This window comes from Desulfofundulus thermosubterraneus DSM 16057, from assembly GCF_900142025.1.
GTDB classification, from domain to species: Bacteria; Bacillota; Desulfotomaculia; order Desulfotomaculales; family Desulfovirgulaceae; genus Desulfofundulus; species Desulfofundulus thermosubterraneus.
The window spans coordinates 25,476-47,532 of sequence record NZ_FQZM01000020.1 but is presented as its reverse complement, the minus strand read 5'-3'; the positions used below and the strand labels follow the sequence as shown (position 1 = coordinate 47,532).

The 22,057-nt window shown below is 55.1% G+C and carries 23 protein-coding genes; 10 read left to right on the top strand and 13 right to left on the bottom strand.

Going from position 1 to position 22,057, the window contains the following annotated elements; translation table 11 throughout:
• Positions 1 to 245: 245 nt before the first annotated feature.
• Positions 246 to 776, top strand: coding sequence for a hypothetical protein (locus BUA65_RS08970; RefSeq protein WP_072869033.1), 531 nt, complete (start codon positions 246 to 248; stop codon positions 774 to 776).
• 6 nt (positions 777 to 782) lie between these two features.
• Here BUA65_RS08970 and hflX read toward each other — a convergent pair whose 3' ends face one another.
• From hflX to BUA65_RS08935, 7 genes are all read right to left on the bottom strand, one after another.
• Complete coding sequence (gene hflX / locus BUA65_RS08965) at positions 783 to 2,066, bottom strand: GTPase HflX (protein WP_072869053.1); 1,284 nt, start codon at positions 2,064 to 2,066, stop codon at positions 783 to 785.
• Between the two features lie 67 nt (positions 2,067 to 2,133).
• Positions 2,134 to 2,382: a hypothetical protein gene (locus BUA65_RS08960; protein WP_072869031.1), complete on the bottom strand. Its 249-nt coding sequence runs from the start codon at positions 2,380 to 2,382 to the stop codon at positions 2,134 to 2,136.
• A 22-nt stretch (positions 2,383 to 2,404) separates the two neighbouring features.
• The gene (gene amrS / locus BUA65_RS08955) at positions 2,405 to 3,409 is read right to left on the bottom strand and encodes an AmmeMemoRadiSam system radical SAM enzyme (protein WP_072869029.1); all 1,005 of its coding nucleotides are present in this window, start codon (positions 3,407 to 3,409) and stop codon (positions 2,405 to 2,407) included.
• 24 nt (positions 3,410 to 3,433) lie between these two features.
• Positions 3,434 to 4,837 (bottom strand): AmmeMemoRadiSam system protein A, encoded by a 1,404-nt coding sequence (gene amrA, locus BUA65_RS08950; protein WP_072869027.1) that lies wholly within the window; start codon positions 4,835 to 4,837, stop codon positions 3,434 to 3,436.
• A gap of 1 nt (position 4,838) precedes the next feature.
• Positions 4,839 to 5,315 (bottom strand): ribonuclease toxin HepT-like protein, encoded by a 477-nt coding sequence (locus BUA65_RS08945; RefSeq protein WP_072869026.1) that lies wholly within the window; start codon positions 5,313 to 5,315, stop codon positions 4,839 to 4,841.
• Positions 5,297 to 5,638, bottom strand: coding sequence for a nucleotidyltransferase family protein (locus BUA65_RS08940; protein WP_131821481.1), 342 nt, complete (start codon positions 5,636 to 5,638; stop codon positions 5,297 to 5,299). Before BUA65_RS08940 ends, BUA65_RS08945 begins: the two co-directional genes overlap by 19 nt.
• Positions 5,639 to 5,669: 31 nt before the next feature.
• On the bottom strand, positions 5,670 to 6,374 hold the full coding sequence (locus BUA65_RS08935) for a LysE family transporter (protein WP_341349615.1): 705 nt from the start codon (positions 6,372 to 6,374) through the stop codon (positions 5,670 to 5,672).
• A 388-nt stretch (positions 6,375 to 6,762) separates the two neighbouring features.
• Here BUA65_RS08935 and BUA65_RS08930 point away from each other — a divergent pair, with 388 nt between their 5' ends.
• From BUA65_RS08930 to BUA65_RS08895, 8 genes are all read left to right on the top strand, one after another.
• On the top strand, positions 6,763 to 9,186 hold the full coding sequence (locus BUA65_RS08930) for a 3-hydroxyacyl-CoA dehydrogenase/enoyl-CoA hydratase family protein (RefSeq protein WP_072869020.1): 2,424 nt from the start codon (positions 6,763 to 6,765) through the stop codon (positions 9,184 to 9,186).
• A 59-nt stretch (positions 9,187 to 9,245) separates the two neighbouring features.
• Positions 9,246 to 10,421: an acetyl-CoA C-acyltransferase gene (locus BUA65_RS08925; RefSeq protein ID WP_072869019.1), complete on the top strand. Its 1,176-nt coding sequence runs from the start codon at positions 9,246 to 9,248 to the stop codon at positions 10,419 to 10,421.
• A 28-nt stretch (positions 10,422 to 10,449) separates the two neighbouring features.
• Entirely contained in the window at positions 10,450 to 12,204 is a 1,755-nt protein-coding gene (locus tag BUA65_RS08920; protein ID WP_072869017.1) for an acyl-CoA dehydrogenase FadE, read from the top strand.
• Between the two features lie 30 nt (positions 12,205 to 12,234).
• Positions 12,235 to 12,828, top strand: a complete 594-nt coding sequence (gene fadR / locus BUA65_RS08915; protein ID WP_072869016.1) for a fatty acid metabolism transcriptional regulator FadR — start codon at positions 12,235 to 12,237, stop codon at positions 12,826 to 12,828.
• A 332-nt stretch (positions 12,829 to 13,160) separates the two neighbouring features.
• A complete protein-coding gene (locus BUA65_RS08910; protein ID WP_278246274.1) occupies positions 13,161 to 13,475 on the top strand; it encodes an autorepressor SdpR family transcription factor in 315 nt (104 codons plus the stop codon).
• Positions 13,465 to 14,136: an SdpI family protein gene (locus BUA65_RS08905; RefSeq protein ID WP_072869014.1), complete on the top strand. Its 672-nt coding sequence runs from the start codon at positions 13,465 to 13,467 to the stop codon at positions 14,134 to 14,136. The genes BUA65_RS08910 and BUA65_RS08905 overlap by 11 nt, the downstream gene beginning before the upstream one ends.
• Positions 14,137 to 14,289: 153 nt before the next feature.
• Positions 14,290 to 14,553 carry a hypothetical protein gene (locus BUA65_RS08900; protein ID WP_072869013.1) on the top strand — a complete coding sequence of 88 codons (264 nt, stop codon included), beginning with the start codon at positions 14,290 to 14,292 and terminating at the stop codon, positions 14,551 to 14,553.
• A 127-nt stretch (positions 14,554 to 14,680) separates the two neighbouring features.
• Positions 14,681 to 15,058, top strand: coding sequence for a hypothetical protein (locus BUA65_RS08895; RefSeq protein ID WP_072869011.1), 378 nt, complete (start codon positions 14,681 to 14,683; stop codon positions 15,056 to 15,058).
• A 379-nt stretch (positions 15,059 to 15,437) separates the two neighbouring features.
• Here the strand turns inward: BUA65_RS08895 and BUA65_RS08890 are convergent, their stop codons facing one another.
• From BUA65_RS08890 to BUA65_RS18240, 3 genes are all read right to left on the bottom strand, one after another.
• Complete coding sequence (locus BUA65_RS08890) at positions 15,438 to 16,064, bottom strand: flavodoxin family protein (RefSeq protein ID WP_072869010.1); 627 nt, start codon at positions 16,062 to 16,064, stop codon at positions 15,438 to 15,440.
• A gap of 398 nt (positions 16,065 to 16,462) precedes the next feature.
• Positions 16,463 to 16,651 (bottom strand): hypothetical protein, encoded by a 189-nt coding sequence (locus tag BUA65_RS08885; protein ID WP_072869008.1) that lies wholly within the window; start codon positions 16,649 to 16,651, stop codon positions 16,463 to 16,465.
• Positions 16,617 to 16,772, bottom strand: coding sequence for a hypothetical protein (locus BUA65_RS18240; RefSeq protein ID WP_165613222.1), 156 nt, complete (start codon positions 16,770 to 16,772; stop codon positions 16,617 to 16,619). The genes BUA65_RS08885 and BUA65_RS18240 overlap by 35 nt, the downstream gene beginning before the upstream one ends.
• A 283-nt stretch (positions 16,773 to 17,055) precedes the next feature.
• On the opposite strand from BUA65_RS18240, the gene BUA65_RS08880 reads away from it, so the two are divergent.
• Positions 17,056 to 18,801, top strand: a complete 1,746-nt coding sequence (locus BUA65_RS08880; protein ID WP_242656279.1) for a sigma 54-interacting transcriptional regulator — start codon at positions 17,056 to 17,058, stop codon at positions 18,799 to 18,801.
• Positions 18,802 to 18,906: 105 nt separating this feature from the next.
• Here the strand turns inward: BUA65_RS08880 and BUA65_RS08875 are convergent, their stop codons facing one another.
• The 3 genes from BUA65_RS08875 to BUA65_RS08865 all read right to left on the bottom strand — a co-directional run bounded on the left by BUA65_RS08875 (position 18,907) and on the right by BUA65_RS08865 (position 22,027).
• Positions 18,907 to 20,292, bottom strand: a complete 1,386-nt coding sequence (locus BUA65_RS08875; protein ID WP_131821480.1) for a permease family protein — start codon at positions 20,290 to 20,292, stop codon at positions 18,907 to 18,909.
• A 158-nt stretch (positions 20,293 to 20,450) separates the two neighbouring features.
• Positions 20,451 to 20,735: a ferredoxin family protein gene (locus BUA65_RS08870; RefSeq protein WP_072869007.1), complete on the bottom strand. Its 285-nt coding sequence runs from the start codon at positions 20,733 to 20,735 to the stop codon at positions 20,451 to 20,453.
• Positions 20,732 to 22,027: an FAD-dependent oxidoreductase gene (locus tag BUA65_RS08865; RefSeq protein ID WP_072869005.1), complete on the bottom strand. Its 1,296-nt coding sequence runs from the start codon at positions 22,025 to 22,027 to the stop codon at positions 20,732 to 20,734. Before BUA65_RS08865 ends, BUA65_RS08870 begins: the two co-directional genes overlap by 4 nt.
• Between the last annotated feature and the right edge of the window lie 30 nt (positions 22,028 to 22,057).

Here is a 22,057-nt window from a genome sequence, read left to right as displayed (position 1 = left end):
ACCTCCGCCGTAGAGCTTATTCAGTGAGTGCTGGGCGGCCCGAAGCAAGCCGCGGTGCGCATCTTACGCGAAGCACTGGAGTGAGCGAGGACAGCGCCTCATCCAACGAGGAGTAATGATTTTTTTATCTTCCCCAACCTTTCGACAAGACCCGACACAACCGGGGTTTATAATAAAATGAGAAATAGTTCAAAGGATACGCTGGTGTCTGCAAGAATCGTTTCTGCCGAGCGGAGGCGGTAGCCTTGAATTCAGCCGTCCAGCTGGCCCTGGCCCTGATCAAAAAGTACCGTCTCGAAGGGCCACCGGGTGTTTACCAGCTGTACAGGATAGCCAGGAGCGAAGGGATCATCCTGACCCGCTTCCCGTTTAAAGGCCGGGTCAGGGGAAGATACGTGCGCACGGGGGACGGCATCGCGCTGCTCACGGTGAAAAAGGGGCTTTCCAGGCCGGAACTGAAGCACATGCTGGCCTACGGGCTGGGCCAGCACTGCCTTAATGTCACCAGCGGCATATACGTGGACGGGTTGACCGGGAGAGGGGAAGAAGAAAACGCCGCCGAAGATTTTGCCGCCCTCCTCCTGCTGCCCCCGGGAACGGGCAGTGTAGGGACGGACTTCCAGAAAATTCATGAAGTGGCAGATGCCTTTCACATACCCGCACCCCTGGTGCGCCGCCGGTTTAACCTGGAAGAGCGGCTGGCAAAGCACGAGCATGTGGTTCAGGAGTACGCCCCCTTCCCGGCAGGCGCCCGGCCGGCCGCCGGGAGACTTTAGGCATGATTATCCGGAAATTCTGCCGGGATTATCTTTCCCCAGCCGGGCCGCCGCCCGGGAAGCCCATACCGCACCCAGTTCCACTTCCAGGCGCACGCCCTCCGGGGTATATTCCCGCGACAATACCTCCCCTTTTTCGTAGAGCAGGTTGAGCACGTCTCCCCGCTGGTAGGGCACCAGGAATTCCCGCCGCACCCTTTGATCCTTCAAGACGTCCATGATGAGCCGGCGCAGCTCATCCAGGCCCCGGCCGGTAAGGGCGGAAACCGCCACCGCCGGCCTACCTGGGGGAACCAGCCATGGTTCTTCAGCAGTCAAACGGTCAACTTTATTAAAAACCAGAATGGTGGGCTTCTCCCCCGCCCCCAGGGAGGCCAGCACATCTTCCACCGCTTTAACCTGGTCCGGGTAATCCGGGTTGCTCACGTCCACCACGTGCAGCAGCAGGTCGGCTTCCGTCACTTCCTCCAGGGTAGCCCGGAAGGCGGCCACCAGGTGGTGGGGCAGGCGGCGGATAAAACCGACCGTGTCAGTAAGCAGCACCACCTCATTGTTGGGCAGCACCAGGCGCCGGGTGGTGGGGTCCAGGGTGGCAAACAATTTGTCTTCGGCCGGGACGCCCGCCCCCGTGAGGGCATTGAGGAGGGTGGACTTGCCGGCGTTGGTATACCCCACCAGGCTGACCAGGGTTACGGGCACGTCCTGCCGCCTGGTGCGCAGCAGGGTCCGGTGCCGCCGCACTTCGTCGAGCTCCCGGCGCAACTCGGTGATGCGTCTTTTTATGCGCCGCCGGTCGGTTTCCAGTTTCGTTTCGCCGGGGCCCCGGGTGCCAATGCCGCCCCCCAGCCGGGAAAGCTCAATCCCTTTCCCCGCCAGCCGGGGGTAGAGGTATTCCAGCTGGGCCAGTTCCACCTGCAGCTTGCCCTCCCGGGTACGGGCCCGCCGGGCAAAGATGTCCAGGATGAGCTGGGTGCGGTCGATGACCCGCACCCCCAGTTCCTCCTCCAGGTTGCGCACCTGGGCGGGGGAAAGCTCATGGTCGCAGATTACCAGTTCAACCCCCAGCTCCCGGCAGGCGGGAGCTATTTCATCGCGCACCTTGCCCCGCCCCAAAAAGGTGGCCGGGTCCGGCCGGCGGGCGCGCTGCACCACCCTGCCCACCACCCGGGCCCCGGCCGTGTCCGCCAGCCGGGCCAGTTCCTCGAGGGATTCCTCAACTTCACGTTCATCTTCATGGGGCAGTTGAAGGGATACGAGCAGCACTTTTTCGTAACCAGGTAATTTTTGCATACGCACCAAACCTTCAAAGACTTTTTGGAACAAAGAGCAACCCGTCCCGGAACTTTATCCGCATAATTTAAATTGTCGCCCCCCTGAATCCGGGCCTGGCTCGTAATTCCAGCACGATTCTTTCATTCCCGGTATGGTATACCAGTGTATCACCTTTACTTCTGACAAGTAAATTTGTCGCCTCTCGCGGGTCTTTAATACATCTTTCAACAGCAACTTCGTCTACAACCTCTCTATTATCTTCAATGTGTGACTTTAATATTTTGATCAAGACGTACTGGTTTGGGTATATTTCCTTTACTTCTTCCCATTTCATAATCAATCACCCACTTCCGTGGTTATTTCATTACCACCAACTTCACTTCCCTACCGCAGTAACGGCACCGGTTCCCTGCCAGTCCACGCACCTGTACCCTGTAGCCGGTGCGGCGGATGAGGGTTTCGCCGCAGGCCGGGCAGAGGGTGTCGCTGCCGCCCAGCTCCGGGGCGTTGCCGATGTAGACGTAGCGGAGCTTTTCCAGGGCTATCTCCCGGGCTTTTTGCAAAGTCTCCAGGGGCGTGGGCGGCAGATCAAACTTGTAATTGGGGAAATAGCGGGAAAAGTGCAGGGGTATATCCGGGTCGAGCCCGGCCACCCAGTCCACCAGGCGGCGGATCTCCTCTTCCGAGTCGTTTAAGCCGGGGACCAGCAGGGTGGTAAGCTCCACGTGGCAGTGCTCGTGGGCGATCTCCACCGCACGCAGCACCGGTTCCAGGTGGCCGGCGCACGTCCCGCGGTAATATTCATCGGTAAAGCCCTTCACATCAATATTCATAGCGTCGATGCAGGGCAGGATCTGCCGCAGGGGTTCTTCATTGACGTATCCGTTGGTAACCAGCACGTTCTTCAAACCCTCTTCCCGGGCCAGGCGGGCTGTATCGTAAACATACTCGTACCACATGAAAGGCTCGTTATAGGTATAGGCCAGGCCCACGTTGGGGTAGCCCCGGGCGATTTGCTCTTTGGCCGCTGCCACGGCCTGGGCCGGGCTCAAATAGAGGGTATGGGGGTCGGCGTGGGCAATCTGCCAGTTCTGGCAGAAGCCGCAGCGCAGGTTGCAGCCCACGCTGCCCAGGGAAAGAATATCGCTGCCCGGGTAGAAGTGGTAAAGGGGCTTTTTTTCAATCGGGTCCAGGGCGTAAGAGGAAACCCGGCCGTAATTGAGGGTATACAGGATGCCCTGCTGGTTTTTGCGCACCCGGCAAAAGCCGGTATGGCCGTCCCTGATGTTGCAGAGCCTGGGGCAGAGGCGGCAAAAAGTGCGGCCGTCATCCCCTTTTTCGTAAAAAAGCGCCTCCTGCACGCGCAATCCTCCCTTACCCCACCTTTAGTGATACCTTTTCACTTCAAAACGCAAGAGCTTTACCGGCTCATGGGGGCCGATCCCCGCCTTTTGGCGGGCAATGGCCACCTGCTGCTCGGCCGTATCGATGCCTTCCAGGTCGGGCAGGAGCAGCCCCTGCCGGCCGCCCGACTGGACAATGACGCCGTATTTTTTGGGATCCAGGCCGGCCATGCTCTCCACCGGCTCGGGCTCCTGGAGCACATCCACGGAAATCTCCAGCTCTGGCAGTTCATCCTCCGTTACCGGGTAAAACCGGGGGTCCCGCACGGCGGCGCTGATGGCGTTCATGGCCACCTCTTCCACAATATGCTTGTACTGGGGTGTGACGGTGCCGATGCACCCCCGCAGCTGCCCGTGCTTGTGGAGGGACACAAAGGCACCCGCCCGGCGGGCAAACTCCGGCGGGATGTCCGTTTCATCGTAAAGCCGGGACCGGCCGGCAAAGTAGTTTTCCAGGGAGCGCCGGGCCACCCGCACGAGAAAACTTTCATTACGTAGACGTTCTTCCCGGGCTTTTTGTTCCGCCGCGTTTAATTTTTCCCATATCCGCCTTTGGGGATCCGGTTCTCCGGGGACAAGGGAGGCCACCATGTAGCCCACGCCGAAAGGCCCTTCGTAGGAAAGAACCTCTCCCTTTACGACCAGCCCGTCAAAGGCGCCGAAGGCCATGATAATGGGCCGCAAGCCGCATTCCCCGGCCCGCTCCACCAGTTTGGCATCAAGGTTTAAAATTCCCTCGATGTCGGCAGCCGCCACCAGGCGGGCCATCTCCCGGTCAAACTCCTGCCCCCGGGGGTCGTAACCGGCCGGTGCATCGGGGGTCAGGCGGTGGGACAGATCGCCGCTGGCCAGGACGGCCACCTTTTTCCCCAGCTTTTCCGCCGCCCCGGCCAGGGCCATGCCGAAGGCGTAGAGCTGGCGGTAAGGCAAAAGTCCCATGGCCACAGGCACCAGGGGCAGGTCTACACCCGCCTCGCGCAGGAAGTAAAGGGGCACCATGGTACCGTGGTCCAGTTCCAGGTCCAGGCCGTAGCGCCGGGCCGTTTTTTCATCCACCTGCAGGACGGTTATCCCCAGTTCCCCGGCCCGGGCCGCTATTTCCCGCACCAAAGCCAGGTCGTTTTCCACCTTAAAGCACACCCGGCGGGCGCCGAACCGGCCCAGGTTACCCCGCACCTCTTGAGCCGCCAGGATGGCGATGCCGTCCCGGAAAACCGGACCGTGGGGGGAAATGAGCACCACCGTTTCAGCCCCGCTCTCCTTCACCCGACGGCCCAGTTCCAGCATGGCCTGCCGGGAAGAAATGACCCTCTCCGCCTCCGCTCCGCCCACCTCGGGAACCATGATTGGGGGGTGGGGACAGATGCCGCCAACCATCACGGGCATTTCAACCACCTCGCTTAACCGCAGATTCCACCAGGTGCAAAAAGCGCTTCACTTCTTTTTTGTAGCGTTCCTCCAGCTTTAAGGCATCTTCCAGCACTACGGCGAGCTTCCTGGGATCCAGTTCATAAGCATAGGCGTGCCGGAAAAAGTGGCGGAAGGCGCGCAGGTTATCCAGGAGCGTGGCCGTTTCCTCCGTAAGGAGGGCGGGTCTCACGCCCTTTATCTCCAGGACCATCCGCCGCAGGAGTTCGGCGTGATAGCGAGCTTTATCGGCCACCTCATTTTCAAAAGTCCTGGCGACAATTTTAAAGAGATCCTCAAAGGCGCAGTATAAGTTGTGCAGCTGATACCCCAGGCTTTCCAGGTACGCAACATCCTTTGAATGGCAGCGTTCCCTGATCTTAGCATATATTTTGGCGATAACTTCCACCTGTTTTTCCACTTCCGCGCGCAAAACGGCTAGCCTTCCCGCGTCCATAAGATCCCTTCCTTTTTAACTGTGGCGGCCAGATAGCTACCCGCCAGGTCCTCCAACCTCACCGCGTCCACGTCCACACCCAGGCGGGAAGAGAGAAAAGCCAGGGCGGAAAAGAAATCCTCTTCCGCCAGGCCCTCAAAAGCCACGTCTACGTCGGAAACCCCTTCCACAAAGCTGCCGGGCCTGGCCAGCGAACCAAAGATGTACGTCCGGGAAAAAGGAACCCGCCGCGAAAGCGCAGCCAGCGCTTCCTTTACCCGCTCCAGGAGCTCCTGCCTGGCCCGCTCGTCCTTCTCCCTGCGGCGCTTTACGGCCTCAGCCACCAAAAACAATATCCTCACCCAATTACAAAAATTATATCGCCATGCGCCCCGCAGCACCCATGTAGATGAAGGAAGCACCTAAAAAAACCAGAAAGGCGCCGCAGGACACCAGGATGCCTCGGTAAATGGACGGGGTTAAAAAACGCCGGCCACCGGCCACCGCCGCCGCCACCAGGCCGTACCAGGCCAGGTCCGATAAAATATGGCCGCCAAAGAAACTCACCAGTCCGGCGGTTCCCTGCTTCAAGGAGAGGACTATGTAACCCAACCCCACCGTGGCCCACCACAGCGTCCAGTAGGGGTTGGACAGGCTGACCAGAATTCCCGCCAGCACGGGGTGCATCCTCCCGGCAGGCAGGGGGTCGACCTTTTGAGAGCCGGGATTGGGACCGCACCCCGGCGGCGCCGGACCTGCCTGAACCGGCCGCCCGCAGCCCACGTTCAGCACCACCCGGCCCAACCAGGCATCCCGGGCCATGCCCCAGCCCAGGTAGATTAAAAAAACCCCCCCCACCACGGCAATGCTCCTGCCCACCATGGGGGCGGTGAGCAGGGAAGCCAGGCCCAGGGACAGGGCTATAACCAGCGTCCCCTCCAGCAGGGCATGGCCCAGCACAATCATGGGACCGGCCGCAAACCCCCGCCGGGCGCTTTCCCCAATGGTCACCGTAAGAAGAGGCCCGGGCATCATGGCACCGGAAAGTCCCACCACAAAAGCCGTTGAAAAAATGGCCATCAGTTCCAATAAAATCCCTCCCCGGGCAACATTTTCTGTATATGTGGAGGAAAATCCTGCCCGGGTACAAAATTATTTGCCCGGCACCCGTGTTGTACCCGGCAGACAAAATGATTGTAAAACTGTTACCGGCGTGTGCTGCGTCGCTCGCTCCGGACCCAGCACTCACTAGCATATCAGGTCTTCAAAAAACCTCGGGTATCAATTAAGCCGAAATACCAGGAGCTGAGTCGTATTCTGGTGAGTGCTGGGCCGCATCCCTTTCGTAACGGTTCTACTGAAAGTGTTCCCCTTTTCCCCTTTTTGTAAAAACCCCTTGACCGGCAAGAAAAAATAGAATATTCTTTATATGACTGAATGCTCACTCATTTCAAAAGGAGGCGAGGTTATGCGGCGCAGGATTAAGAAAGCTGCCGTGCTGGGCGCCGGCGTGATGGGCGCGGCCATAGCCGGGCACCTGGCCAACACAGGCATCCCCACTTACCTGCTCGATATTGTACCCCGGGAACTCACCCCGGAGGAAGCCAAACAGGGCCTGACCCTGGAACACCCCCGGGTACGCAACCGCCTGGCGACAAAGGCCATTGAACAACTGGTGAAGGCCAAACCGGCCCCCCTCTACCTGCCGGAAAACGCGGAGCTCATCACCCCGGGCAACCTGGAGGACCACCTGGACAGACTGGCCGAAGTGGACTGGATCATCGAAGTGGTGGTGGAACAGCTGGACATCAAGCAAAACCTCCTGGCCCGGGTGGAAAAATACCGCCGGCCGGGCACCATCGTCAGTTCCAATACCTCGGGCCTTTCCATCAACAAGATGGTGGAGGGCAGCCAGCTGGAATTCAGGCAGCACTTCCTGGGCACCCACTTCTTCAACCCTCCCCGCTACATGCGCCTTTTAGAGATTATCCCGGGCCGGGACACCCTGCCGGAAATCGTGGACTTCATGAAGGATTTCGGTGAACGGGTACTGGGCAAGGGCGTGGTAATCTGCAAGGACACCCCCAACTTTATTGCCAACCGCATTGGTGTCTACGGCATGTGCGCCACCATCCGGGCCATGCTGGACATCGGCCTCACGGTGGAGGAGGTGGACGCCCTCACCGGCCGGGCCCTGCTGCGGCCGAAAAGCGCCTCCTTCCGCACCCTGGACATGGTCGGGCTGGACGTGCTGGCCCACGTGGCCCAGAACATGTATGAGGCCGTGGACGACCCGGCGGAAAAGAAAACCTTTACCGTTCCCGACTTCTTAAAGGAAATGGTGGCCAGGGGCTGGCTGGGGGATAAAACGGGCCAGGGCTTTTACAAAAAAGTGAAGGGTCCCGCTGGAAGCGAAATCCACGTCCTGGATTACAGGACCCTGGAGTATCGCCCCAGGCAAAAGGCCCAATTCCCCTCCCTGGAAATGGCCAAGACCGCCGGCAGCCCCGATAAACAGCTCCAGGCGCTGCTTATCGGCAAAGACAAGGGGGCGCAATTTGCCTGGCGCGTTACGAAGGAAGTGCTGGTGTACGCAGCCAACAAGCTGCCCGAAATTGCCGGCGACATCCAATCCGTGGACGAAGCCATGAAATGGGGCTTCAACTGGGATCTGGGCCCCTTTGAGCTATGGGACGCCATCGGCGTGCCGCGCATAGTGGAAAGGCTAAGGGCCGAAGGGGAACCCGTGCCGCCCGTGGTGGAGGAGCTTCTGGCAGCGGGCCGGACCTCTTTCTATGAAAAGAAGGAAGGCATCCGTTACATCTTCGACTGGCGCACCGGGGAAAGCAGGCAGGAGTACATCCCGGAAGGGGTCATTTTCCTCGCCCCCCTGAAGGAGCAAAACCGGGTAGTCAAGTCCAATTCCGGCGCCAGTTTAATCGATATCGGCGACGGTGTGCTCTGTTTGGAATTTCATTCCAAGTCCAATGCCATTGGCGGTGACATTCTCCAAATGATTAACTATGCCGTAAAAGAAGTGGAACAAAACTACGAGGGCCTGGTCATCGGCAATTACGGGCGCCACTTCTCCGTGGGCGCCAACCTGATGCTCATTTTAATGGAAGCGGAAGACGAGGAATGGGACGAACTGGACCTGATGATCCGGGAGTTTCAACGGGCCACCATGAATTTGAAGTTCTGTTCCAAACCGGTGGTGGCCGCACCCCACAACATGGCCCTGGGCGGGGGCTGCGAGGTCTGCCTGCACTGCCACCGGGTCAACGCCCACGCGGAAACCTACATGGGCCTGGTGGAAGTGGGCGTGGGCCTGCTGCCCGCGGGCGGTGGGTGCAAGGAAATGGTCCTGCGGGCCATGGAATGGCAGACCCCCGAAACCCAGATCAAGGTGGGAGGCATTAACATGGTCCAGCCTCTGATTAACCGGACCTTTGAAACCATTGCCATGGCCAAAGTATCCACCAGCGGCCCGGAGGCCGTCAAACTGGGTTACCTGCGCCCCACCGACCGCATTACCACCAACCGGGACCGGGTCATCGGCGATGCCAAAAACCTGGTGCTGGAAATGGCCCGCCAGGGCTTCCGCCCGCCCCGCCCGGCCACCATCCCGGCCGTGGGCACCGCCGGCTACGCCGCCCTGGAGCTGGCCATCGAGACCCTGTGCTGGGGCAACCAGATCAGTAAGCACGATGCTAAAATCGCCAAAAAAGTCGCTTACGTTCTTACCGGCGGCGGCGTGACCCCCGGCACCCCCATTACGGAACAGGATCTTTTAGACCTGGAAAGGGAGGCCTTCCTGAGCCTTTTAGGCGAACCCAAAACCATCGAACGGATCCGCCACATGCTGGCTACCAACAAGCCGCTGCGTAATTAAAGCATGCGAAAGACGGCCACCTTTAGCCAATCTGTACTAAGAACGGAGGGATCTCGGAAATGCAGGAAGCCGTAATTGTCAGCGCCGTGCGTACGGCGGTGGGCAAGGCCCCCCGGGGTAAATTGAGGAACACCCGCCCCGAGGACATGGCCGAAGCGGTGCTGAAAGAAGCCCTGGCCCGGGTACCCGGACTGGATCCGGCGGAGATAGACGACGTGATTTTCGGCTGTGCCTTTCCTGAGGCCGAGCAGGGCATGAACGTCACCCGCAACATAGTCCTGAAGGCAGGACTGCCGGACAGCGTTCCGGGAGTAACCGTAAACCGCTATTGCTCCTCCGGCCTGGAAGCCATAGCCATCGCCGCCACCCGGATCATGGCCGGTTTCGCCGAAGTTTACGTGGCCGGGGGCGTGGAGAGCATGAGCCTTGTGCCCATGGGCGGTAATAAAATCATGCCCGACCCGGACCTGATGGAACGGATGCCCGAAGTCTACATGGGCATGGGCTACACCGCCGAAAATGTGGCCGAACTCTACCGGATCAGCCGGGAAGACCAGGATGCCTTTGCCCTGGCCAGTCATCAGAAGGCTGCCGCCGCTATAGCCGCGGGTAAGTTCAAGGATGAAATTGTCCCCCTGACTGTTACCGAGAGGGTCCGGCAGAACGGCAAACTGGTGGAGCACAGCTTTGTCTTCGATACCGACGAGGGCGTCCGGCCCGACACCAGCATGGAGGCCCTGGCCCGGTTAAGGCCCGCCTTTAAGGTGGGGGGAACGGTCACTGCGGGCAATTCCTCCCAGACCAGCGACGGGGCGGCCTGCGTGGTGCTGATGAGCGGGCGCAAGGCGGCGTCCCTGGGGTTAAAGCCCCTGGCCGTGTTCCGGGCCTATGCCGTGGGGGGCTGCCCGCCGGAAATCATGGGCATCGGACCCACCGTAGCCATTCCCAAGGCGCTTAAACTGGCCGGTCTTACCAGGGAACAAATAGATCTCTTCGAACTGAACGAAGCCTTTGCCTCCCAGGCCCTGGCCTGCATAAGGGTGCTGGAGCTGGACCCGGCCAGAATCAACGTAAACGGCGGTGCCATCGCCCTGGGCCATCCCCTGGGCTGCACCGGGGCCAAGCTGACCACCACCCTGCTCTATGAGATGCAGCGCCGGCAGGCCCGCTACGGCGTGGTAAGCATGTGCATCGGCGGGGGCATGGGCGCGGCGGGAGTGTTTGAAAGGGTGTAGCTAAAAAATATTTAAGGAGGTCATCCTCATGTTACAAAAGGGCGGTGCCTTTTTACTGGAAACCACCAACCCCCGGAACGTATTCACCCCGGAGGACCTGTCCGATGAACACCGGATGATCCGGGACACGGTGGCCGACTTTGCCGCCAACGAGCTGGCCCCCCGGGTGGAAGAACTGGAACACCAACCGGAAGGATTGATGCGGGAACTACTGGCCAGGGCGGGGGAACTGGGCCTCCTGTCCGCCGACATACCCGAGGAGTACGGCGGCTCCGACCTGGGCAAGATTGCCTCCATCATCATCACCGAGAACATTGTGGCCGGCGGCTCCTTTGCCCTGGCCCACGGCGCCCACACCGGCATCGGCTCCCTGCCCATCGTTTTCTTCGGCAATGAGGAGCAAAAACAGCGCTACCTCCCCAAACTGGCCACCGGGGAAATGATTGCCGCCTACGCCCTCACGGAACCCAACGCCGGTTCCGACGCCCTTGCCGCCCGGACCAGGGCGGTACTGTCCCCCGACGGCAAATATTACCTTTTGAACGGGGAGAAAATGTTTATTACCAACGCCGGCATTGCCGACGTCTACGTAACCTACGCCAAGGTGGACGGGGAAAAATTCACCGCCTTCATCGTGGACCGCAACACCCCCGGGTTCAGCCTGGGAGCCGAAGAAAAGAAGATGGGTATCAAGGGTTCCTCCACCCGCAGCCTCATTTTTGAAGACGCCCGGGTGCCGGTGGAAAACCTGCTGGGCGAAATCGGCAGGGGCCACGTGATTGCCTTCAACATCCTCAACATCGGCCGGTTGAAGCTGGGCGCGGGGTGCACAGGTTCGGCCAAACTGGCCATAGAGCTGGCCGCAAAATACGCCCTGCAGCGGGAGCAGTTCAAACAGCCCATCGCCAAATTCGGCATGATCCAGCACAAGCTGGCCCAGATGGCCGCCCGGACTTATGCCTCCGAGAGCATGATTTACCGCATCACCGGCATGATTGAAGAATCCCTGGCCGGCAAGACCGCCGGTGCCGAAGTGGCCGCGGCCATTGAGGAGTACGCCATTGAATGCTCCATAGCCAAGGTGTTTGCCTCGGAAGTACTCGATTACGTGGTGGATGAGATGGTGCAGATCTACGGCGGCTACGGCTACATCCAGGACTACCCCGCCGAGCGCTTCTACCGGGATTCCCGGATTAACCGCATCTTTGAGGGTACCAACGAAATCAACCGGCTGATCATCCCGGCCACCCTGATCCGCCGGGCCATGAAGGGACAGCTGGCCCTCCTGCCGGCGGCCAAAGCCCTGGCCGGGGAAATTCTCAACCTGCGGGCCGCCGCCCCGGAGGATGACGGGAAGCCCCTGGCTGCTGAACGGGCCATGGTGGCCATGGCCAAAAAGCTCTTCCTGCTGGTGGGCGGCCAGGCGGTGGAAAAATACATGGATAAGCTGGCCAAAGAGCAGGAAATCATCGGCATCCTGGCCGACCTGGCCATCCAGATTTATGCCATGGAAAGCGCCATCCTGCGGGCGCTGAAAGCCTGGGAAGCAGATCCCCAGGGCGCCCAAACTAAACTCATCCTGGCCCAAACCTATGTCCAGGATTCCTTCCCTCTGCTGGAAAAGTGGGCCCGGGAGGCCATGTGCTTCCTGTTCGAAGGTGATATGCGGCAGACCCAACTCTCCATCGTCAAGCGGATGTGCAAACACCAGCCGGTGGACCTGATCGGCCTGCGCCGGCAGATTGCCGACCGGGTACTCACAGCGGAAAAATATGTGGTATAATATTCCCCAGCACGGGAAAGGAGTTTACACGTGGCCAGGAGAAGCGGCGACAAGTACAGGGCTATTATTGAAGCGGCGGTAAAGGTAATTGCCGAAAACGGCTACCACAACGCCCAGGTTTCCAAAATCGCCCGGGAGGCGGGGGTAGCCGACGGCACCATCTACCTTTACTTCCACAACAAGGAAGATGTGCTCATTTCCCTGTTCAAGGTGAAGATGGGCGAGTTTATTGCGGCGGCAAAGCAGGAACTGCAGGCCTGTACCGGAGCCGCGGAGCAACTGGCCCGCCTGATCCAGTTGCACTTCACCAGGCTGGAGGCCGACCGCCACCTGGCCACGGTAATGCAAATACAACTGCGGCAGTCGGACCCCACCATTCGCCAGGGCATAACCGAACCCCTGAGGGCTTATTCCCGGCTCATCGAGGGGATTGTTTCCCGCGGCATCGAAACCGGGGAGTTCCGGGCCGACCTGGACGTGCGCCTGGCCCGGCAGATGATCTTCGGAACCATGGACGAGGTGGCCACCTGCTGGGTGATGTCCCACCGGCACTACAGCCTGGTGGCCCTGGCGCCGGAGGTTTACCGGCTGCTTTTCCGGGCCCTGGCGGCAAAGGACGGCTGACCCTAAAAAAAAAACGGCTTTAAGGGCTTGTCCTTCTGGCAGGCCCTTTCGCATAGTTTGTCATTGGCCGCAATTATTCAAGAGTAAGCTTGTTTTAAGACATGGTCGTTCCAAAACCTTTCGAGCCTGCCATACCGCAGGCCTGTTTTATGGGCAAAAACTGGCTTGAAGCCCCGGCATCAACAAAAGTAAACCTGTAGTTTCCGGGCCTGCTACATCATAACTATTTAGACATGTATAGAATACCATTATCAACTTGACAGGGAAATAAACTAATTATATAATGAGCTTAATTTGATATCATTCGAAATGTCCGGAAGGACGTGACTACCATGGGACTGAGCATGGTCTTCAAGGCACTGGGAGACGACACGCGGCGGGAAATCCTCCGCCTCCTGGCCCGGGGAGACATGACCGCCGGCGAGATTGCCCGCGCCTTTTCCCTTTCCCGGCCCACCATCTCCCACCACCTGAATATCCTCAAAGAGGCCGGCCTGGTAGCAGATGAGAAGAGGGGACAATTTGTCGTCTATTCGCTAAACACTACCGTTTTCCAGGATGTTACCGGCTGGGTATTTGAGATGTTAAGTTCCCTTACCGGCCGGGACCGCCACAAAGGAAGGGAGGAGTTGGACAATGGAAAATAATTACCGTGTCGACCGTAAGATGGTGGTCGGTGATTGGCCGGCCCTGGCCGTGCTGCTGGTGATGTTTATTGCCGGCGCGGCAACCTACCCGTACCTCCCGGAGCTGGTACCGGCACACTGGAACCTGCGGGGGGAGGTAGACTCCTATTTCTCCCGATTCTGGGGGGCCTTCGCCCTGCCCCTGCTTACCGGGGGAATTTATCTGAGCATGCTCTTCGCCCCTTACATTGATCCCAAACGAAACAATTACCTCCGTTTCCCGGAAGCTTACCGGGCGGTGCGCCTGGGGCTGGTCTTCTTTTTTGCCACGCTCCACGCCATGATCCTGGCCGTAGCCCTGGGAGGGCCGGCGGATCTGGTCAGCCGGCTTACCCCCCTGGCCCTGGGTGTTTTTTTGGTCATCACCGGGAACTATCTAACCCGGGTACGGTTCAATTACTTTTTCGGCATCCGTACACCCTGGACCCTGGCCAGCGAAGAAGTCTGGCGGCGCACCCACCGTTTCGCGGGCCCGGTTTTTGTCCTGGCCGGGCTGGTGGCCGTGGTGGCGGCCTTCCTGCCTGCCCCCACCAACTTTGTGCTGGGTGTGGGGGCGATCATTGGCGCCGCGGCAATAAGCGCGATATATTCCTATGTAACTTACCGGCGGGTGCAGGGATAGGTATTATCCTACTTATTTCTACAATATAATATTTAAATCGTTTAAATTTGAGGCAGGAATAATCCCTGCTCATGGCCAATTTATGTTTTATAAGAACCAGGCGAAACAGGCGGTACTACCTATTTATTTTGTACATGTTTAAGGAGAATTCCCATGGCCGCAAACGTAGTTAAAACCCCATTTCTGGTCAACGACCTGGTCGTCTACTTTGTTTCCCCGCGGGTAGCCCATGTAGTTGAAGTGGATTGCCGGATTGAACTAACCACCACACCCGACAGCTGTACATGCTGCACTTTTCGTTTTCGCTCCCGCCTTGACCCGGACTATCGCTGCCGGCACATAGAAGCAGTACGGCAGGTACTAAAGCAGGCCCGCCGCGCCGACCCCGGCTCCGAACAGGTTATTTGCGGGCACTAAATTGGAAATAATAATCTGGTGAAGCAGGAATTCCGGGGAGCAAAAACTTTTTTAACCCAAATGTGGACAACCCGGCCTGTCCTGAAAACCGGAACATAAAGAAACATAAAGAGCAGGTGTGTGTAAGATGCCGGCCAAAATCTACCCCTTCCCCAGCACGGAAGACCAGCAAGTGATCCAAACCGCCATCCACGTTTTTCTCACCAGCCAGACCGGACGCGCCCGGGACACCATGCTGAAAACCATCCGGGCGGTGCTGGACCGCTACCGTATCACCAAGTTCTCTTTTCCCGACTACGTGGTGGAGGCCACCCGTACGCCGGGTTACTCGGTGGTGCGGGCGCGCAAATATGTCACGGGCACGGTCTGCCCCCAGTGCGGCGAAAAACTGTACGGCCTCTCCAGCAGGGTGCGCATATTAAGCGTCCAGGAGCGCCGGAACTGCCACCTGGTCACTTACGGCTGCCGCTGCGGGAAAGTTTTTGCCAAGCAGGAACAATGCTAGCGAGGTTCAAGAGGAAAGCATTCCCCGGTTTTACGGGGGATGCTTTTTTACTTTAAAAAGCCCTTGTTGGTAACATTTGTCTGCAAAAAAACATAATATAATAACAAAAAAAGGGGGGAACAATACATGCCGGATGTTGAAACCAAGCGTTTCAATCCCATCGTCGAGTTGATTCTTGGTATAATCATAGCCTTCCTGGGCGTGCTGGTATTCATTGCCGGGATACTGGTGATCATTTTCTAAAAGGACCCAACCGTCCTTCGTGCAAGTCATTCTTTTGACCGGTCAGCCGAAAGGATGACCGGTTTTTTCTTCTCTACCCGAAGGGCCTGGCGCACCACCGTCGCGCGCGACGTTCCAGGTTGTTTCCAAGCCTTTCTTAAGCCCGGCCAAGACGTTTAATCATCTCTACCATATTGCGCCCCAAACGGCGGCATTCCTCTAGGGCCAGCAAATCCTCGTGCACGCCCCGTTTCCAGGAAATCTTGCCTTCCTCCAAGTTGTTAAACATGGTTCCCATGGCCCCACCGTTGCAGATACCGCTTTCCTGGTCGCGGGTATCGACCAGAATAAGCCCCTGGGCAACCAGGAAGCGCTCTATAATGGCCAGGGCGTGTTCCTGCCCCCCGTTCCGCAGGCCGGCGTGGGTAACCGCTCCCCCCACCTTGCCGTGAAGCAGGTTCCTGGCCATGTGCATCCAGCGGGTACGGTCGATAAAATTTTTCATCAGGCCGGTCACATTAGACCAGTATACCGGGGAACCGAGTACAATCCCGTCGGCCGCCAGCATTTTCTCGGCCAGCACGCCCATGTCATCGTCTTTGATGGAACATTCCGTTTTGCCCAGGCAACGGTTGCAGGCCAGACAGGGCTTGATGTTGTAATCGGTAAGTTCCACCAGTTCCGTCTCCGCGCCGGCCCTGGCGGCTTCGTCCAGAACCGCTTGCAACATGACGGCAGTGTTCTTTCCCTTACGGTGGCTGCCATTAATCGCCAGGATATTCATATAAAATCCTCCCTTTTTCATGTTTGCAATATTTTGTATAATATTTTGTAACCACTTCAAAAAGCACAGTTTATTAGTCTTTTTGAAAAATTTATTTTGTGTTTTTTAATTGATACGTTCGCCCTTAATGCCTATAAATCCTGCCGCTACATAACAACCAGCTGGACAGGCTTTTACACATACGCAGTTCAACACCTATTTACGACTTGCAGGCATTGCAGGGCTCATCCGGCATCTAGGACTCTTACTGGATGGCAAACCTCACCCGGCTGTCCGGAGCTGTCTGCCGGCCATATTCGCAGTCAGGGCGGTGGAATTTCTTGCCGTGGGCACTACCGATGTAATACCTCCTTAACCTCCAGGCCCCACAGACCCCGTTTCTTTTTCCGGGCTTCCCGCTACAGCTGCACGAAACTGCCCTGGTAGTTGTGCTCGTCCCTTAGCCGTTCAAAAATGCGCCTGGCCGTGTGGTGCTGTTTGGGTGGGCGCTGTTGATCTTCCTCCAGCCACTGGTGTATGATGGAGAGGAATAGGCCAATGACCGCATTGGGCTCATCTTTGGTTAAATCGGTATGTCGGTTCGGCATCGGCCAGTGCCCGCCGGACGGTTTTGCGGGCCACCTTCAACATCCGGCTACTAGCCCGAATGGATAGGCCTTCCTTGAAGTACAACTCAATTATGTGATCTTTGGTGTCCACCTTGATCATTCTCCTTTCAACCTCCCGTACGCCATAGAGAATGTTGCTAACCATATCGTACAGGATTTTTGGTCGGGGTGGAAAAACGGCAAAGCATCCACAGGGTTGACTGCGAACCGACTTATCAGTAAGCGTGCTTCTAAAAACCGGAGACTGTAAAAATCTTTATTAGGTCGTTGCCCTGTTAACCATAGAAAAGATAGATTATTCAGATTATTCAATTACTAGGAATAAAAGCCGCTTTCTAACTCAAAATGCCGGAGCACCGGAAGATCAAGGAGGTAAGGAAAAGTTGTTAGTCCGGGACATAATGGACCTCTCTCTTGAGGCGCTACCTATTGTAAAACTGGCTGATGGTGAGCATTATCTTAATGAAGCTGCGGAAAATTTTGTTGAAGGGGGATTCATTTTAGTTGTTGATGAGAAGGGGTGTTTGTTAGGTAAAATTAATAGGTACAACCTTGATCAAGGAACTCCAGCTCATAAATTGCGTTCGCTAATTGAGCCGGTTAAAGATACCATCTTATTTAACGAAAACGCTTTCGAGTTGGTCTCCTACTTTAAGGAAGGTAACAAAGGGGTCGTCTATGTAATTGATCAGGAGAAGAAGTTGATTGGCGCCGTATCTTGGAAAAATAGGGCCGTACACATGCTCTCTAGGATAAAAGATTATGCTCCTTTTTTTCCAAATATCTTTGATGCCATGTACGAAGCAATCATCATTATTGATTACACCGGTACGATAATTTATGTAAACCATGCCTATACAAACATTGTGGGTGTTCCGGCGGGTAAAATACTAGGGAAGAAGATGGAAGATATAGAACCTACTTCGATGTGTTTAAAGGTTTTAAAGGGCCACCCTCCCGTTCTTAATCAAAAGATTCTAATTGAGTCTATTGGTGTCCAAGTGCTGGCAAACATTACCCCCTTTTACGTAAACGGAAAGCTTCAAGGAGTAATATCCGTGTTTAGAAATATATACGAAACGATAAATTTAAGTGACGAACTCAAGAAAATGCGTGATATAGCTCAGTACTTGCACAATGAGCTAAAATCAAAAGATAAACTACCCCGCGCGTTTAATGCCCTCGTGGGAAATAATCGTTATTTTCGGGAAGCGCTGGTTCTAGCTGCCACCGTTGCCCCAACTGACGCGGTAGTAATGATCCGGGGGGAAAGCGGGGTAGGAAAAGAACTCTTGGCGGAGGCCATCCACAAAAGTAGTTCTCGAAAAAATTACCCGTTTATCAAGGTAAATTGCGCCGCCATTCCGGAATCATTGCTGGAAAGTGAACTTTTCGGTTATGAGGAAGGCGCTTTCACCGGGGCAAAAAAAGGGGGAAAGCCCGGTAAGTTTGAACTAGCCCAGAAAGGCACTATCTTTTTAGATGAAGTAGGAGATATGAGTCCGGCCATGCAAGCCAAACTTTTGCGGGTTATACAGGAAAAGGAGATCGAAAAGATAGGTGGTAAAAAGACGGTACATGTTGATGTGCGCATAATCTCCGCCACAAATAAAGATCTAGAAACCATGGTTGTAAAAAAGCAGTTTAGAGAGGATTTGTATTATAGGCTCAACGTAATCCCAATCTTTTTACCGCCTTTAAAAAGGCGTAAAGATGATATTCCCTTGCTTGTCGACTATTTTTTGAAGCTTTATTGTAAAAAGCACAATAAAGGTAAAATGATTGTATCGTCTGAGGTTATGAACATTTTTCTTAAACATGAGTGGCCAGGAAACATCCGGGAGTTAAAAAATGTAATTGAGCATGCCGTAATCCTTTGTTCCAGCGACATGATTACGACAAAACATCTTCCCTGGTACCTTAAAAACGCCCAGGCGGATGACATTAAGTTACCAGAATGGCAAAAAGAAACACTTCCTGAACTGGTCGAAAAATTGGAGAAAGATGTCATTACCAGAGTGTTAAAAAAATATGGAAATAAGAGTAGCGCCATAAAAGCGCTGGGCATTAGTCGAAGAACCTTTTACTTAAAACTAAAAAAATACCAAATTGATATAAGCAATATATGAAATAAAAATTGCGGGAGGACGGGGCGGTTAGCCCTCTCCTTTCCCGCCAGTGAACGTACCATACCTTATTCGCCTTAAGAAACATCACTAAACTTTCCAGGACCGCTAATCCATATTCACTTCTGAAGTTTTAGCTGGTGAAATTACTTTTCTAAACCACGGATATTCCAGCAGCAAGTAAAGAACTAAACCAGTCCCCAGCCCCCAGGCCGCTCCCTTCATTGCCAAAACGCAGCCCATGATACCGGCTATTCCACGTTGGATATTGTTTTCGATCATTTCCATGGCCAGGTAAGCACACAAATAACCTTGCAGCAGTAAGGTCAGCGACAAGCCGATGGCGAGGCCCGGCTTAAAGAGGGAGACGAGGGGGCCAATTAATAAAGCAATGCTCATTCCCCAAAAAATCGAGGTTGCGCCTCCCCAATAGCTGTCTTCCTGCTGGCGCGTACTGTTAATGTAGCGGTTTACTACCAGTGCCTGGCCCCCTGTCCACTGGGGTCCGGCCAGAGGGAGGTAGGGGAATAAGAGTCCTTCGATGGTGTTGCGAATTCCGGTAATAATGTTGGTCCGGTTAGGTTCAAAAATTATCTTTTCGTCTTTACGTTTTTCATCGCAGGTTTTGATTAAACTGGCAGCGACCAGTATGTCACCAAAAGCTATGATATAGGCGGCCAAAGCGAGAGGTAGGGCCAGTATGAACGTTTTAAAGGAGGGGAAGCCAATGTTAAATGGGGAAAGGGTTTTGACCATATCTCCAATGAACAGAGGGGTAATGGACCAGCTAATTGTAGGCATTTTTACTTCCCCGATAATAAGCCCCAGCACATAAGAAATAGCAAAGGGGATAGCGATACCATATTGAGCAACAAACCGGAATAAACCGTAACGCGCTCTGAGATACTCTGTATTTGACGAGAAAAGCATAAAGAAGGAAACTGCCGTACCAAAAAGAATACTGACCGGAAACTGTGAAATACGGCCACCTGCTTTGAATTCACCTACCACCGAGGCGATTGCCGCCCCTAACAAAATACCTGCTTTGACACTGTTCGGGATGGCGCCGACAACTCTTCCGGCAATACCGGTAATCCCAAAAAATAAGAACAGAAAAGCAACAGAGAGTTGCAGGGCAACCATGGCCTGCAGTCTTTCTGGACCGGGCGTAAAACTGGTCAAAAAAGCAATGTATAATGGTATACCCGGAGTTATCCAACCTGCGACTACGGGGTCGCCAAAATGGGTATGCAGCAGGTACATGAAATTATTTATGATCACCATGGTCAAAGCAATTTCAAAGGGTATGCCGAGCGTTTGGGTCATTGCCGCGATGATGCCCATTGGTACTACACAAAGCATAGCCCCCTGGATAGCGTCAGGCCATTCCCAGCGGTAATGCACGAAAGGGATACGAAATTTTAACTTGCCCAGAATGTATGGTTGTTCCGCGTTAGGGTCGCTTGGTCGCATCCTGCCAACATAGATAGACATGTTATTTTTCCCCCTCTTTTGAATTTTGTTTAGACATGTTATTTTTCCCTCTTTTAAGAATATTCGCTTTTTTCAGTAGATCCTTGAAATTTACCTTTCTTGCATATACCACCACCTCTCACTATTTTGACTATGTTCAACTCACTCCTTTTACACATTTAACCGTACCTGAAATGAATCCCAAACCCTCCGCGCGGGAAGTTCCATTCGATTGCCCCCTTGTTTGGACAAACAACTCGACAGGTACCACATTCCAGGCAGCCAGCATAGTCAAAACTAAGCTCGCCCTCTTTTATGGTGTAAAGACCAGCCGGGCAGGCGGTTGTACACGGTTTATCCGCGCAGCGATTGCATATTTGTTTGTTTATTACAATGTGCGCGTGCTCGTCATCGACGAGGTATTTGTTTTTTCCCAGAAGTTGTTCTATTGTATGGCGCTTCATAACGACCGCATCCCCTTCCACCCATCCATGGCAAGCTTGGCCAGGCTTAAACCGCTCATCTTGATCTCGTTCATGGCCGTACCAAACAAACGCCTTGGCTGCCCGCCGTCAACGGTAAACATCTTCGTCAGCAGGTTTGCGGCCAGCGCCGGATATTTGCCATAAAGGCGTTCGTTTTCCAGGAAGTGTGGTGCCTTCCGGTAGATTTCCAGATGTTGCATGACAAACGACTGTTTTAAATACCTCTCGTAAGCAAGCAGGGCGCTTTTAGAAAAATCGTTACTCTTTTTCGCTTCGATGACGGCTTTGGCGGCAGCTTCCCCCGACGCGATGGCAAAGTCCATGCCGCGTACTAGAAAGCCCAGGTTCAAAACAAAGCCCGCCGCGTCGCCAACCACTAAAAACCCTTCGCCGATAAGCTGGGGTTTCATGTTGATCCCCGCTTCCGGTACCAGGTGGGCCGAGTATTCTTCAACTTCTCCATCTTCTATGATTGGCGCGATACTGGGGTGGTTTTTAAAATCTTCCAGCAGATCCACTAATCTTATGGTGTTATGGCGCAGTGCTGATATGTTGATCACCAGGCCAATAGAGATCGTATCTTTGTTTGTATATAGGAAACCTCCACCATGCAAGCCTTTTGTGCAATGGCCCACAAAGAGCTGGGCAACGCCGTAAGAATCAGTTACCTGAAAACGATCATTGATCTTTTCTTTGGAAAGCTTGATAATTTGCTTAATGCCGGTGGCTACCTGCTTTGGTTCCAGATCCTTTCTTAAGCCGGCTTTTTGGGCCATTAACGAGTTAACTCCGTCAGCGGCAATGATCACGTCAGCGTACATTTCATCTTCGCCGGCTTTTATGCCCACAACCTTGTTGTTTTCGATGATAAGATCGTCAACCTTAATGGATGTGGCCACTATGGCTCCTGCCTCTTCGGCTTTTGAGGCCAGCCAGCGATCAAACTCGGCCCTCAGCAAGGTGAAGGAGTGGTAGGGCTCCTTGGCCCAGTTATCATTCTGGCATATTACACTAACGCTTTTGTCTTCAGTTAGAAAGGTAATTATTTCTTTGGTGACGGCTCGCTCTACGGGAGCTTCTTCCCAAAAGCCAGGTATGATCCGGTTTAAAGCATGGCTGTACATCCTGCCCCCGAACATATTTTTACTGCCGGAGGTATCTCCTTTTTCAATGAGCAGGACGTCCAGGCCTTCCTTCGCCAGTACGTATGCAGCTGTACTCCCTGATGGACCTCCCCCGATCACTATTGCCGTGAACTTGTCGTCGGACAATGTTAACACCACCGCAATTTTTAATTTCAG

What these genes read in the sequence shown, in the direction of transcription:
- hflX (WP_072869053.1), bottom strand. Translation starts at nt 2,066, where the DNA reads ATGCAAAAATTACCTGGTTACGAAAAAGTGCTGCTCGTATCCCTTCAA.
- BUA65_RS08960 (WP_072869031.1), bottom strand. Translation starts at nt 2,382, where the DNA reads ATGAAATGGGAAGAAGTAAAGGAAATATACCCAAACCAGTACGTCTTG.
- amrA (WP_072869027.1), bottom strand. Translation starts at nt 4,837, where the DNA reads ATGCCCGTGATGGTTGGCGGCATCTGTCCCCACCCCCCAATCATGGTT.
- BUA65_RS08945 (WP_072869026.1), bottom strand. Translation starts at nt 5,315, where the DNA reads ATGGACGCGGGAAGGCTAGCCGTTTTGCGCGCGGAAGTGGAAAAACAG.
- BUA65_RS08935 (WP_341349615.1), bottom strand. Translation starts at nt 6,374, where the DNA reads ATGGCCATTTTTTCAACGGCTTTTGTGGTGGGACTTTCCGGTGCCATG.
- BUA65_RS08930 (WP_072869020.1), top strand. Translation starts at nt 6,763, where the DNA reads ATGCGGCGCAGGATTAAGAAAGCTGCCGTGCTGGGCGCCGGCGTGATG.
- BUA65_RS08925 (WP_072869019.1), top strand. Translation starts at nt 9,246, where the DNA reads ATGCAGGAAGCCGTAATTGTCAGCGCCGTGCGTACGGCGGTGGGCAAG.
- BUA65_RS08920 (WP_072869017.1), top strand. Translation starts at nt 10,450, where the DNA reads ATGTTACAAAAGGGCGGTGCCTTTTTACTGGAAACCACCAACCCCCGG.
- BUA65_RS08910 (WP_278246274.1), top strand. Translation starts at nt 13,161, where the DNA reads ATGGGACTGAGCATGGTCTTCAAGGCACTGGGAGACGACACGCGGCGG.
- BUA65_RS08905 (WP_072869014.1), top strand. Translation starts at nt 13,465, where the DNA reads ATGGAAAATAATTACCGTGTCGACCGTAAGATGGTGGTCGGTGATTGG.
- BUA65_RS08900 (WP_072869013.1), top strand. Translation starts at nt 14,290, where the DNA reads ATGGCCGCAAACGTAGTTAAAACCCCATTTCTGGTCAACGACCTGGTC.
- BUA65_RS08895 (WP_072869011.1), top strand. Translation starts at nt 14,681, where the DNA reads ATGCCGGCCAAAATCTACCCCTTCCCCAGCACGGAAGACCAGCAAGTG.
- BUA65_RS08890 (WP_072869010.1), bottom strand. Translation starts at nt 16,064, where the DNA reads ATGAATATCCTGGCGATTAATGGCAGCCACCGTAAGGGAAAGAACACT.
- BUA65_RS08885 (WP_072869008.1), bottom strand. Translation starts at nt 16,651, where the DNA reads ATGCCGAACCGACATACCGATTTAACCAAAGATGAGCCCAATGCGGTC.
- BUA65_RS18240 (WP_165613222.1), bottom strand. Translation starts at nt 16,772, where the DNA reads ATGATCAAGGTGGACACCAAAGATCACATAATTGAGTTGTACTTCAAG.
- BUA65_RS08875 (WP_131821480.1), bottom strand. Translation starts at nt 20,292, where the DNA reads ATGTCTATCTATGTTGGCAGGATGCGACCAAGCGACCCTAACGCGGAA.
- BUA65_RS08870 (WP_072869007.1), bottom strand. Translation starts at nt 20,735, where the DNA reads ATGAAGCGCCATACAATAGAACAACTTCTGGGAAAAAACAAATACCTC.